The organism is Shewanella woodyi ATCC 51908, from assembly GCF_000019525.1.
Classification (GTDB): domain Bacteria; phylum Pseudomonadota; class Gammaproteobacteria; order Enterobacterales; family Shewanellaceae; genus Shewanella; species Shewanella woodyi.
This window is the reverse complement of the sequence record NC_010506.1, coordinates 4,377,567-4,390,567: the sequence shown is the minus strand read 5'-3', so window position 1 is coordinate 4,390,567 and position 13,001 is coordinate 4,377,567. Positions and strand designations below refer to the sequence as shown.

Genomic DNA, 13,001 nt, shown 5'->3' with positions numbered 1-13,001 from the left:
ACTGATTGGTATTAGGCTTGGATTAAATTATTACGAACCAATCCGCGACGCACATTTTTACATAGCTTGCCAAAGCGAGTTATCTCATCAAAATTAGGCGTGACTCCTCTCTCAATTGCCGACTCCCAGTAGGTCAGTTCGGTATCGACTAATTCGAGCAGTTTTTTAGGGCACCCTTGACAATTATTATCTGGGCCGCAGATAAAAGTATCAGACTCATATAGAGGCAACTGATCCTTTACCTGCTCAATGATCTGTAGCATCGCACTCTGCCTATCTGGTTTTTTACTCATATGCGGTCACTTAGTGATGACTAACTTGATGGGAACTGGTAGGTGATTTTATTTTAATCGAGTCTCAATGGCGAATTAATTACAGTTTATGATTATTTAGCACCTATTGATAAAGGAGCAAGCCACTCTGTTATAGATTGGTCTAATATTGAGTTAAGTTACTTGAATTTAAGTTAAATAAGCAGGAATATTGTTTCCGGTTTTAAAAGGAATTTAAACGGATGAAAACGCGTTTTTTATGTCAACAACTTGGAACACAGTACCCAATTATTCAAGCACCCATGGCTGGTGGGATCTTGTCTGCAGACTTTATCGCTAAAGTGTGTGAGTTTGGCTTGCTGGGCAGTATCCCATCTGGTTATTTGACATTAGCCCAGCTTGATACCTTAATTCAGTCTGTTAAATCGAAAACGGATAAGCCTTTTCAGGTAAACCTTTTTGTTGATCACTGTGAGTACCCTGACAAGGTTGCTAAACCCGCTGAGGTGATTGAGATTGAAAAACACTTGGGGATTTTCACCTCTTTGGATTGTCAGCTTCCCAAACATCCTTCGGCCAGTGATATTATCGACTTAGTGATAGCCCATCAAGTACCGATCATCAGTACGACCTTTGGTGTGTTACGAGCTAAAGATTACCAGCGTTATAAGGATGCTGGTGGCCAGGTGATGGTCACAGTGAATTCACTCGATGAAGCCCACAAGGTGTTAAGTGAGGCTAATGCTGACATGATTGTGTATCAAAACGCACTCGCAGGTGGTCATAAAGGGGGATTTAATGATGCCGAGTATGATGTTGAGGCCGTGATGTTAACGCTGAAGCGGGATTACCCGTACACTCAACTGATAAAGTCGGGGGGGATTGTTAATCAGAAGGATATCGTATTTGCTCTTGAAAAAGGCTTTGATGGAGTACAGATAGGGACAGGATTTTTAATGACACAGGAGAGTAGTGCATCCCAGACCTATAAGCAGGCTCTATTAGGTGTTTGTGACGATAACCAGTTGATGCAAACTACAAGTATTACCGGCAGACAGGCTCGTGGCATCGTCAATGAGCTGGCGATGTTAGAGTTGGAGCGATCACCTCTCTTTCCCCAGCAACATTATGCGACTAAAACGATACGTGAGCACGCAAAGAGCCATGATCTGCCTCAGTATCAATCCCTGTGGGCGGGCAATGGTGCGGTTAATATTACCAGCTTACCAGAGCTTGAGGATTACATGTTTTCCCTTGTATATGGTTAGCCTGAAAAATAAGATTGCCATAAACTTGCTAGATTTTTGCCACAATTGCTCTGTATATTCAGAGCAACTTTACTAATTATCATTCCCCTATTATGTCTAAACAGATCGATCTTTTTATCACAAAGTTCAAAGTAATCAGACTTTTTACACATCTACTTCCCTGTTTATTCTTGCTTGGAGTCAGTTCAATAACGGCTGCAGCTCCCAGCTCTTCACAAGTTAACTGGTCTTCAGAACTGATAAAGATAACTCAAGTATATCCGACCCTGTATTTAGTTAAGTCCTATAAAACGATTAAGCTTTATCAAGACAAACCAGCACAGACCTTCGATTCAAATTCATTTATCTATGTCGATAACAGTGACGCGTATCTTATCGATACCCCTTGGAGTGAGTCTGATATGCCAGATCTGATGCGCTGGCTTGAGGTGAAGAAACTGCAGCTTAAGGGCACGATTGTCACTCACTATCATCAAGATAGAGCGGGCGGCTTGGGTTATCTTGATAGATTAGGTTCTGCAACCTATGCATCAAAGATGACCAATAAGTTACTGGTTAACGATAAGCAGCCAACATCGAATCACAGTTTTTCAGGAGACAAATTCGCGCTACTTAAGGGTAAAATTGAAGCCTTTTATCCGGGCTCTGGCCACAGCATGGACAATCTTGTTATCTGGTTACCAGAGGAGAAAGTCATTGTTGGTGGCTGCTTATTAAAAGACAATAAAGTGAACAACCTAGGCTGGACAGGCGATGCGGATCTTGCAAATTGGTATCACAGTATCAGTAAGGTCAAAGCAGAGTTCCCCAAAGTTGAATTTATCTTCCCTGGACATGGAGAGGGCGCTAAAGGTCAATCGATATTGGATCATTCTTTGTCTGTTACTAAGGAAGTTGCTCGTTTTGAATGAAGGCTATCAGAGCTGTAAAAGCGAGAATTGAGTATTGAAAAGGAGGTTTTGATGAAGGCCTCCTTGTTTTAGTTGATAGTTTAATTCCCATAGGTATTTTTTAGGGAATGTTTGTTTTTGAAGGGGTTGGTAAAAATAAATTCAGGATACAGAATATCTGAAAATGGTATTGCTACTTTGATATTGATTAGCCAAGGAAGTGCACGGCATAGATCTTTTTTAGTGCGGATTAGCTGTACAGAAATCTGATTGTCATTGAGTTGACTGGCTTGCAGTTTGAAATGCTCATTGTGAGTACAGCCACTAGATAAAACCTGAAACTCAAAGCTGTCGCTATATACCTCTACGCCATACAATACTTCAATCATCTTCTTCTCTTCACTTATGTCTACATTTTCATACCCGCATTGACTCCCTGCGCTGAAGAGTAGCAATAAGGTAAAAACTAATGGGGAAAATATATTAAATTTTTTCATAGTTTTACTCGATATTAAAAACAACGCGAGGCCATCAGCTCCGCGTTGTACTTCTTATATTGATTGGTATTAATATTTGATTATGGAGTTTGCACTTTCCTTCTTGAGAGCAGAATAGCAAGAGCTGTTAATAGGAGTAGCATAAAGTCGGTGCTGCCTCCCTTATCTTCCTCTTTAACATCTATCATGGCTTTGCTAACGGATTTTTCTCCATACTTATCCGTTACCGTAAGCTCAACCTCGACTTTGCCAGCTTTATTTCCGGCTTTGAACTTAGCGACTTTACTGGATGTGTCAGTCAAACTCGCGCCATTGCCTTTTCCTATTAGCTTCCAGCTAAAGGTTAAGGTGTCTCCATCGGGATCTTTGGTGCCACTTGCGTCTATCGTGGTGCTTTGACTTATCTCAATCGGCTTAACTTTTTTAATGCTGATAACAGGGGCTTTATTGGTAATCGTCAGTTGAATGTTGTCAAGGTATGTTCTGTCTTGTCCTGCTTCTCCACCAGTATCTTTGCTATAGGCGAATGCAACTCTATCGATGCCTTTGGTCATTGGGAGTTTCACATTGAGGAACGCATCTTGAGTATCTCCAGATGCAAACAATTGCTCCTTTTGATTGACCAGTACTTTTAACCCGTCTTTGTTAGACTCAGAGCTTACTAGGTAGCTGAAACTAAGCTCAGTGACTCTGTCGCTTTTTATGACTCCTAGTAACCCAGCGGCTTGTCCATCATCGACTGATGCACTCTCTATCGCGCTGTCACCAACATCAGTTTTATCTGATTGGGCTTGCCATATCCCATCTCCACCAGTATGCCAATTGACAAAGTCACTGTGTTTTATGTCGACGAGCTTTTTCATATCAAGATCTGACTTTTCTGCGATACTGACCGATACCTTTGAGTTGGTCAGTTTGACCATCGGATGAGTTGTATGCAGTGCCATTGTGAGTTTAGCTGGGCCAACCTTATTGGCAGCAAACTTGAATTCAATTGCGCAGCTTTTTCCCGTTGCAACTTCAGTTGAATTGCAGTTGTTTTTAACAATTTCAGGGGTTGCAAGATTGTCTAAATCGTTAAATTCAACCTTGTTAATCACAAAGCTATGCTCGCTGTTATTATCGATGTTAAGAGTGTGGACTGCTTGTTGTTCTAACTCTAAATAGCCAAGGTTCATATCTCTATCGAAGTCTAGGCCTGCAGAACGCTCGTACAGCCAATCGAGCATTTTTGACACCCTGACATAGACGCCGGGAAGATTATCGCTGGCACAAACCTGGGCGCCCCAACTGACAACCCCTGTTTGGTATAACTCACCACCTTTCTTCATAAATAGTGGTCCACCGCTGTCGCCATTACATGAGTCTTTTTTTATTTTTGCGTAGCCAGCACAGATCATAAATTCATTGACTCTTGAACCCACTAATTCTTGATAGTTTTTATTGCATAATGCTTGATTAAACTGGGGCACATCTGCTTTTTGAAGTATTTTTGCAACTGGTCTCTCTTCATTCTCAATCGTGACTCCGAAACCTATGACTGTCATCATATCGCCATCTTTTAGCTGTGCTGCCAGCTCAGGCGTGATAAGTTTGATGGGAGTGATCCCTTCTACTGGTTCTTGCAGCTCCAGAAGGGCGGTATCTGTTTGGGCGTCTCCATATATTTTCTTGAGTTTATGGCGCTTAGCCTCACTAGGTGCATTTACATCATGGAGTCCGATAAGTACATCAATTGAGGCTGGACTTGCTTTTCCACCTTGAACACAGTGGGCGGCAGTGAGGACAAACCTTTTGGTTATTAACGACCCGCCGCAAAAAGGCTGGACTGAACCTGTTGTTGGTGTGGATGAGCTGATAAGAGATGCCATAAATGGGAATTCGCTTTTTTGTGCGTCTTCGCCTCCTATGATCCTAGGTGTAGGATTGTTGGCATGATATTTTGTTATTTTGTCGTATGGATTGGCGAGACATGCGCCGCTAACTGTTACCGCTAGCGCGATAAACAGGGTTGTAATTCTAGGGTTGTACATTGTAAACTCCAAGATGTTTAACTGTGTAGTTAAATAAAAAATCCTACCTGAAATAGATTGCCGTCTATTCAGGTAGGTACTCAAGCAAATCACCAGGTTGACAGTCTAGTGCCTCGCAAATTAGTGCTAATGTCGAAAACCTCATCGCTTTCGCTTTTCCAGTCTTTAATATGGATAAGTTTTGAATTGAAATGCCGACCTTTTCTGAAAGATCATTTAGGCGCATGTTCCGTTTTGCCAGCATTACGTCAAGATTTACAACTATTTTCATAACCAGTCCATGTGGATTAGATCAAGGTATCAACTTCTTTTTTTAGATTTTCTGCATAGCTCATAATTCTTGCCACCACTATTAGAAAAGAACCAAATAGCAGTAGCGTTAAATTGCTATAAATTCGTGTTCCCATCTCTGGTAACGGGGGAAACTCTAAGTCAGCCATCTCTGGTGGCATGCAATCTAAATCAATCATTTTAGCTTCGCTAGTCGGGTCTATGGGGACCATGTGTGGCAGCTCTTCAACAACAATAAAGCTATTGGATGCATCAAGAAATAGTGTCTCTAATGTCATTGAAGCGATAGCATCAGTAAAGTAGAGGCCAACTAAAAGCCAGCCAATAACCGCAAGGCCTTTAGTGTTACTGCTGTGAAAAACCATTCCCTCAGAATATGATTTAAATAGCTTATCCAATCGTAATATGATGAAAAGAGTAATAATCAAGCATGCGGGGGTGCTTATGTACCATAACCATTTAACGAGTAGATTGGGGGAGTCATGAATACTGACTTGGATAGGATATGGAGAGTCGCTGGAGATGGTTAATTCATCGAGCATCACTTGAAAACCAAAAATACTTGCTCTGGAGAAAAACTCAAAATCTAAGTTAAAAAAATCATAAAACAAGAAGAAACCTATGTTTGAGAGTACTATCCCGCCACATATGATCCAAAGCAACCCCCGTATCGTGATGCCGAGTTTGCGGATTTTTTTTATATCAGCATTCACTTCCATAGTTATACACCTTGTTGTCACTTTGAGATATTTGTTAATGATTATCGCTAAAAATTTAATGTTAAACATTAAATTAGGGAAGTCAAATGTTTTCTTGGGTTGGTGTTATAGCATTGATATTTAATGGTTTTTATTATTTAGGGATGAGTTCGGTAAACTTGGGATAGATGGATGGTATTTCTCTATGTTATTGGGATAGTTATAATCGTTACTCGTTTCTGTCATAAAGTTAGTGAGCGTTCGAATGAACGCTGATTACATATTTCTATGTGTTAACTTGAATCAAAATTGGTATTGGCTAGGTTGTTGAAGGTTTGCTTTATTTGTCGTTTATCGCTAGTAGGTGCCGTGTATGGATGCAACAATGTCGTGATGGCATGGTCGACGATGTTCCCTACACCATAACGACATTTCCCATATCCTTATGGGTCAGATGTGAAAGAACGACATATGTGCACTCTTATTTCGAGAGAATTCTGTGAGGTGGTGCATCAAACTTTTAGAAAACTCCGTCCTCTTATAGTTTATTTGTTCTTATGAACTTGCCCATTTTCATCAATCATCCTGATTAACTTCGCAGGCGTCCCACCATACAGTGAATCAGGCGGTACATCTGTATTAACGACTGAGTTAGCTGCAATCACAGATCGCGTACCAATGGTCACACCTTTGTTGATCACAACATTGCCACCAATCCACACATCATCCTCAATGGTAATAGGAGCGCAGATGGTTTCCCAGTTACGACGTTTAAGATAGTTCAAGTCGTGGCTTGCACTGTAAAGCTGCGTGTTTGGGCCTATTAACACGTTATTACCAATAGTAATTTTTGCGCCATCAAGCATAGTTACATTCATGTTGATGAAGGTTTTTTCTCCAATCGAAATCGTCTTGCCGAACTCACAATAAAATGGAGAGCGGACTATGCTAGAAGCTGAAATATTGCCCATTAGCTGTTGAAACAGTTCACTACGTTGAGAGTCATCTGTATTTTGGTTAATGGCCTGCAATAAATTCGAGGCATTTTGACGGATATGATTAATACTGTCTGCACCGCCGTCAAAGTCTTTACCTGCGAGCATCTTTTCGAATTCGGACATGTTATCTGTCAACTTTGTTGTATAGGTATGTTGGAGCAAGATTGTATCACTTGTGATGTCACCTGCTCGTCACCTCATTCGGAACTTAGCGCTAGTACACATTTTTTGTTAGCCTTCGAATGAAGGCTGATTACATTTCTTGATTAATATTCTGGTGTTTTGTTATTTGATGGTCTGTTTGAAGGTCGTACCTTAATGGTTACCTATCGCCTCCAGCGGGGGAATGTGTAGTTACTTCTGCGAGACGCTGTGAAGCCATCCATGGCCGCTTTACGGTTTCATCCTTGAAACCGAAACTCGCAGCCGCACCTACACCTGTTCATTTGTCTCTTCGATTTGGCTTTACTTGTTGGGGGTCGTAAATGATTTTTGCCCCAAAGTTAGCTAGCCTTCGAATGAAGACTGATTACATTTCTAATGTGTTAACTCGTCATCCTGAACTGCTCTTATTGCTAAAAGTAGGAGCTTGCTTGAAGATTTTGGATTAGTTGGCATTGAGTAGTGTGTTTGAGAGTCGTTTCTTCATTGTTATCTATCGCTTCGGTTTGGCTTGTGATGTTGTAGTTTGTTTTTGCACTTCTCCGTGGTGGACTATCTTTGAATGGAGATTGATTACATTTTCTTGTTTAGCTTCTGGCTGGTTTGATACTTGGTGTTGTGTTTGAAGGTCGTACCTTCATTGTTATCTATCGCTTGCAGCGTGCTTATGTGTAAGTAATCTCTCGGTACGCTGGCTCTTGATTTCATAAGAGTCATCCCTGGGCGCTCTGCGATTTCCAATAAAGTCCATGTTAAACAGCCAGTTCGGTGTCCCTACCTCTCGCTCAAAGAGTTTCACAAAGTGAAACTTCGCCTTGAAATCGAAGTCCTCGATCTCACTTACACCTGATCATTTATCTCTTCGATTTGGCTTTACTGGCAGAATTTTACAAATGGTTTTTGCCCCTTTATGTGCTATTCACAGCAATTCATCCTATGCAGCACAGACCTCTTTTTCAGCACTTCTTTCATCAGTAGGAAAGGTAAGGACTCCGTCTAACGATAACCTCTAAGTTCATCAGTGTTTGCACTTATGTACAGTAGTATCGGTTTGGTGCGGTAAATCTCTAAATTTTGCGCAATCAGTTCACGGTTTGTTATTGAGTGGAAATAGATGTAAATTCAAGTAACTAAAAACGCGCTTGCTCGGTTTGCAGGAGATACGAGGCAAACAAAGTGTGCATTCTCGTTTTTCCAGAAGGTGTGTTTAGACTAATCGTTGTAAATGATTATAAATCAGACGATTAAGCACATACACTTTTACTGGTCTAACTTGATAAACGCGCAAGGCGTGTATACAAATGTTATATAGACATGGAAAGTTAGTGAGTAAGCGAAATCTGATTCTAATCCGCCTTTTTACAATCTATGAAATTATTCTGGTTGCAACTTTAGGTGCTCTTTCTCTAATTCAGTGGATATCAACGGGAAGTCTACAAGCTTCTGGTGTGATTTCTGCGTTTTTAGTATTTCAAATGACTGTTTCTGTACTCATGGCTTACTCATTTTGGAAGTATCGCAATGCAAATAAGCAGTAGTTTTTGTGTCCATATAACAAGCTGCTAAATTCAGATTCACCAAGACTGTCATGCCATTTGCTGCGCAAATCGCCCGCCAGCACTGGGTTCACTTATTAGCAGGGCGTTATGTGCAACTAGAGCAGAGATATGTCTAAGGTTTTTGTTTATGGCTTTCAAGGTAAATATATTGGTAGTTCAGAGTACGACTACCGAACGCCTGAGATAGGTAAAGAGGTAAAATGTATCTTGCTTATTCGTCAAGAATCAAATGAGTTAGACTTTGCAATTGCGCAATCGGAGTGCAAGAAGTACGGATTTGAGGATGTTGTGAATTTAAGTGGCAATGAGCTAAAGGTAGAGTCCTTAAATACTGAAAATGGTAAGAAATTTCAGGGTCACTACCATGAAGCTTTAGAGCAGGGGAGTTCCCTTGCAATATACTAAAACACATAACCAGCTCAGCCATTTGCCAAAATAAGCATCGGCCTAAAAAGCAGGCCAATACTTATTTTGGCAAATGTTGCAAGGCGTTACTGCATTGTCGAACACTATAGATTGACTAATCACACTACTCACCTTTAGAGCCCCAGTTCTAACAGGCTTATGTCCAAAATCGAGTTACAAGTAAATTTTAATTCGAAGAGATTAACAACTGGTGTGAACGCGGCTGTGACCTTCGACATCAAGGATGATGTCGCAGAGCGTATAGGGACATATTTACAGCGTGTCGCAGAAGTGTTTGCACTTAAGCCTGCTGCAAGCAATAAACACCAATGAAGCTTTGGTACTCAGTAAATAAGCCAAGTACGAAACTAGCCAAATGAACCCAATCAAAAAGATATTTGAAACTTGTTATCAGACAAGTAACCAAACTGTTGGTAAAAACAACCAATAATTAGTGAACTCAACATTTAACTAAATAGGGAATTACTTTATATCATTGTAATAGCAATGATTTACAACTTTGGCCTATCTCTTGCTTTATCTAGTTCATATCAGGATTTTAAATCACAGGATGACCCTATTATGACCATGCTAATAAAGAAAATAACCACAGCCACCCTTAGCAGTTTGATGGTGATCTCTGCTGCATTCTCAACCTTGGCGATAACGCCTGTTCAAGCAGAAGTTGATAGAAGCTTATCTCAGACCTATGGCTATGATGGTCAGCAAGTGCTGTTGGATATGGATGTTGGCTCGGCAGAAGTGTTTGCCACCGATGACAAAGAGATAAGAGTTGAGGTGCTTGTGTCTCAATCAGATAGCAGCTGGTTTTCATTTTGGGATAGTGTAGATCTTGCAGATGTTGAGTTAGACGTTGATCAGGCATCGAAACGCATTACGCTGAAATTAAACGATCAGGACGATCTGAAGCAGGAGTGGAAAATCTATCTACCTCGTGAGGCTGCGGTTAATCTCAATGTTGGTGTAGGTCAGGTAGAGGTGAATAATATGGAGAGTGATGTGGATATCGACCTAGGTGTTGGTCATGCGCAGGTTAAACACAGTATTATCTATCACTCTGTCTCCCTTGAGTCTGGTGTTGGTGAAGTCAGAAGATAAAGGGGTCGGAGTGAATTAGGGAAGTTGAGATATTTTTCTCATCAGAGCCATTCGCTCTATAGTTGATACTCTAACGTGTTTTTGTCCAAAAATATCAAATCGAAGAGATAAACAATCAGGTGTGAATGCGGCTGTGGGCGTTGGTGGCAAGGCCGTTCTATGACATCCTGTCACCACGGCATTTGTGAATCCATTCACATCAGATGCCACCGTCGAGCTTATAGGGACATATTTACAGCGTGTCGCAGAAGTGTTTACACATTAAGGTCGTTCACTCACATCCGTGTGATCACGACATTCGTATATCCATATACAGCACCGCCGCAGGCTATAGATAACAATGAAGTTGTGACTCCCAACAAGCTAGTCAAACACAAACCCAGTCCAATGAACTCAACCAAAAAGATATTTGAAACTTGCTATCAGGCAAGTCAGCAAACTTTTGTCCAAAAATGAGTTTAACCATTAGGTCTTAAATCGAAGAGATAAACAATCAGGTGTGAACGCGGCTGTGACCTTCGACATCAAGGATGAAACCGCAGAGCGTATAGGGACATATTTACAGCGTGTCGCAGAAGTGTTTGCACTTAAGCCTGCTGCAAGCAATAAACACCAATGAAGCTTTGGTACTCAGTAAATAAGCCAAGTACGAAACTAGCCAAATGAACCCAATCAAAAAGATATTTGAAACTTGTTATCAGACAAGTAACCAAACTGTTGGTAAAAACAACCAATAATTAGTGAACTCAACATTTAACTAAATAGGGAATTACTTTATATCATTGTAATAGCAGTGGTTTACAACTTTGGCCTATCTCTTGCTTTATCTAGTTCATATCAGGATTTTAAATCACAGGATGACCCTATTATGACCATGCTAATAAAGAAAATAACCACAGCCACCCTTAGCAGTTTGATGGTGATCTCTGCTGCATTCTCAACCTTGGCGATAACGCCTGTTCAAGCAGAAGCTGATAGAAGCTTATCTCAGACCTATGGCTATGATGGTCAGCAGGTGCTGTTGGATATGGATGTTGGCTCGGCAGAAGTGTTTGCCACCGATGACAAAGAGATAAGAGTTGAGGTGCTTGTGTCTCAATCAGATAGCAGCTGGTTTTCATTTTGGGATAGTGTAGATCTTGCAGATGTTGAGTTAGACGTTGATCAGGCATCGAAACGCATTACGCTGAAATTAAACGATCAGGACGATCTGAAGCAGGAGTGGAAAATCTATCTACCTCGTGAGGCCGCGGTTAATCTCAATGTTGGTGTCGGTCAGGTAGAGGTGAATAATATGGAGAGTGATGTGGATATCGACCTAGGTGTTGGTCATGCGCAGATTAAACACAGTATTATCTATCACTCTGTCTCCCTTGAGTCTGGTGTCGGTGAAGTCAGTGTTGAAGATGATGGTCGCGCGCTTGCGATAGACCGTAACTTTGTTAGACAAGCTTACTATAATGAAGATAACACGGGCTTTGGCGAATTAAGTGTCAATGTCGGTGTTGGCCAGATTGAAGTTGAACACTATTAAGGTTTAAACTTTTTTTAAGCGAATAAAGCCCATCTCGATGGGCTTTTTTGTGTCTGCTACTTTTTGTACCTGGTATATATACCAATCAGTATAAAGATTTGATCGCTCAGCGAGAGTTTAGCGGTCCTGAGGCAAGACAACGAGTGAAGAGCATAGTTGTTCTACGGTCAAGCTCGTTAACACAGCATCAGCACCGCTAAAATTCGCCTGTAAGGAGTGTTTTTGGCTGCCTACTTCTGCGTTGAATGAACTCACAAGGGAACAACCATTCTATCATTCATTCGCCTTGAATTAGTTTGCCAAAAGACACTCTGAGTAGATCAACTTCTTATACTGATTGGTATTAATGAGAGTGGCTGGTACCACTTTTTATCTTAAGTTTGTTGAGCAGTGGCAATAGTTGTTGTAGCGCTAAGGCCGATAGGATAAGGCCTAATCCTATGTAGGTGGAGTGGGCTATCTCCTCCTGCAAAATCCAGGCGATAAAGCCGATACTCATGACAGGAGACATAAAGGCCATGGTGCTAATACTGGCAGTGCGATCGGCTTTTTTCAGCGCCACTAACCAGAGTACGAAAGTGACCCCCATTTCGAACAGTCCCACATAAATGCCAGCTGCAACTGCTTTTAGATCCCAGCTTGGTAACTCTTGCGTCAGCAGCAGCGTGCCAAGAATGAAGGGGAAACCTACAAGGAAACTTAATAGCAGGCTGACAACAGGATCGCCCTTGTCTTTGGTGTTGATTATCCAGTAAAGAGACCAGAGCAGGGTACTAGTTAGCGCTAACATTACTCCAGTGCCACTCTCAAACGTAAAGCTTGTAAGGTTACCGTTGGTGGCAATAACGAATACACCAAAGTAGGCGATGATGGCGGCGACCATATCACTTTTACGAAGCCTTTGTGCCAGCATAGGCACAGAAAGAAGAGGTAAAAGGATGGCCCAAGTGTAATTGAGAGACAGTGCTTGCTGGGCGGGGAGAAGATCATAAGCCTTAAAAAGCACCAGATAGTAGAGAAATGGATTAATTAATCCTGTCTGAAGATAGAAAAAGGGTCTAGCTTTAAATTGGGCCTTAATCAGGCTGAGCTTTCCTTGAACGACTAAAATGAGTCCAAGGGCGATAATTGATGTGGTGACAGCCACTAGCACTAATTGCAGAGGGCTGAAATGTGCCAGTGCCAGTTTAAAGGCGGTGGCAACGGTTGACCACAAACAGATTGCACCTACGCCATAAACGTAAGCCTGATTAGATTGCTTCAATGTTTTTACTC

General features: G+C 41.4%; 14 protein-coding genes. 6 read left to right on the top strand and 8 right to left on the bottom strand.

The features are described 5' to 3' along the window. Positions 1 to 11 precede the first annotated feature (11 nt). Positions 12 to 293 (bottom strand): hypothetical protein, encoded by a 282-nt coding sequence (locus SWOO_RS18510; RefSeq protein ID WP_041417793.1) that lies wholly within the window; start codon positions 291 to 293, stop codon positions 12 to 14. Between the two features lie 221 nt (positions 294 to 514). Here SWOO_RS18510 and SWOO_RS18505 point away from each other — a divergent pair, with 221 nt between their 5' ends. Then, positions 515 to 1,540 carry an NAD(P)H-dependent flavin oxidoreductase gene (locus SWOO_RS18505; protein ID WP_012326193.1) on the top strand — a complete coding sequence of 342 codons (1,026 nt, stop codon included), beginning with the start codon at positions 515 to 517 and terminating at the stop codon, positions 1,538 to 1,540. A gap of 92 nt (positions 1,541 to 1,632) precedes the next feature. Beyond that, positions 1,633 to 2,451 (top strand): subclass B1 metallo-beta-lactamase, encoded by an 819-nt coding sequence (gene bla / locus SWOO_RS18500; protein ID WP_012326192.1) that lies wholly within the window; start codon positions 1,633 to 1,635, stop codon positions 2,449 to 2,451. Positions 2,452 to 2,531: 80 nt separating this feature from the next. Here bla and SWOO_RS18495 read toward each other — a convergent pair whose 3' ends face one another. The 6 genes from SWOO_RS18495 to SWOO_RS26385 form a co-directional block, all read right to left on the bottom strand. Continuing rightward, the gene (locus SWOO_RS18495) at positions 2,532 to 2,927 is read right to left on the bottom strand and encodes a hypothetical protein (RefSeq protein WP_012326191.1); all 396 of its coding nucleotides are present in this window, start codon (positions 2,925 to 2,927) and stop codon (positions 2,532 to 2,534) included. Between the two features lie 80 nt (positions 2,928 to 3,007). After that, a complete protein-coding gene (locus SWOO_RS18490) occupies positions 3,008 to 4,960 on the bottom strand; it encodes a S1 family peptidase (RefSeq protein ID WP_012326190.1) in 1,953 nt (650 codons plus the stop codon). Between the two features lie 64 nt (positions 4,961 to 5,024). Next, a complete protein-coding gene (locus tag SWOO_RS18485) occupies positions 5,025 to 5,231 on the bottom strand; it encodes a helix-turn-helix domain-containing protein (RefSeq protein WP_012326189.1) in 207 nt (68 codons plus the stop codon). Positions 5,232 to 5,247: 16 nt separating this feature from the next. Further along, on the bottom strand, positions 5,248 to 5,970 hold the full coding sequence (locus tag SWOO_RS18480) for a hypothetical protein (RefSeq protein ID WP_012326188.1): 723 nt from the start codon (positions 5,968 to 5,970) through the stop codon (positions 5,248 to 5,250). 524 nt (positions 5,971 to 6,494) lie between these two features. Further along, a complete protein-coding gene (locus SWOO_RS18475; RefSeq protein ID WP_012326187.1) occupies positions 6,495 to 7,070 on the bottom strand; it encodes a sugar O-acetyltransferase in 576 nt (191 codons plus the stop codon). A 612-nt stretch (positions 7,071 to 7,682) separates the two neighbouring features. Continuing rightward, the gene (locus SWOO_RS26385; protein WP_267864800.1) at positions 7,683 to 7,817 is read right to left on the bottom strand and encodes a hypothetical protein; all 135 of its coding nucleotides are present in this window, start codon (positions 7,815 to 7,817) and stop codon (positions 7,683 to 7,685) included. A 617-nt stretch (positions 7,818 to 8,434) separates the two neighbouring features. On the opposite strand from SWOO_RS26385, the gene SWOO_RS18470 reads away from it, so the two are divergent. The 4 genes from SWOO_RS18470 to SWOO_RS18455 all read left to right on the top strand — a co-directional run bounded on the left by SWOO_RS18470 (position 8,435) and on the right by SWOO_RS18455 (position 11,726). Next, complete coding sequence (locus tag SWOO_RS18470; protein WP_195742813.1) at positions 8,435 to 8,647, top strand: hypothetical protein; 213 nt, start codon at positions 8,435 to 8,437, stop codon at positions 8,645 to 8,647. A 129-nt stretch (positions 8,648 to 8,776) separates the two neighbouring features. Further along, the gene (locus SWOO_RS18465) at positions 8,777 to 9,073 is read left to right on the top strand and encodes a hypothetical protein (RefSeq protein WP_012326185.1); all 297 of its coding nucleotides are present in this window, start codon (positions 8,777 to 8,779) and stop codon (positions 9,071 to 9,073) included. Between the two features lie 582 nt (positions 9,074 to 9,655). Further along, positions 9,656 to 10,192 (top strand): hypothetical protein, encoded by a 537-nt coding sequence (locus SWOO_RS18460; RefSeq protein WP_012326183.1) that lies wholly within the window; start codon positions 9,656 to 9,658, stop codon positions 10,190 to 10,192. A gap of 868 nt (positions 10,193 to 11,060) precedes the next feature. After that, positions 11,061 to 11,726, top strand: coding sequence for a hypothetical protein (locus SWOO_RS18455; RefSeq protein ID WP_012326182.1), 666 nt, complete (start codon positions 11,061 to 11,063; stop codon positions 11,724 to 11,726). 343 nt (positions 11,727 to 12,069) lie between these two features. On the opposite strand, the gene SWOO_RS18450 is transcribed toward SWOO_RS18455, so the two are convergent. Continuing rightward, positions 12,070 to 12,990 (bottom strand): DMT family transporter, encoded by a 921-nt coding sequence (locus SWOO_RS18450; RefSeq protein ID WP_012326181.1) that lies wholly within the window; start codon positions 12,988 to 12,990, stop codon positions 12,070 to 12,072. Positions 12,991 to 13,001 lie beyond the last annotated feature (11 nt).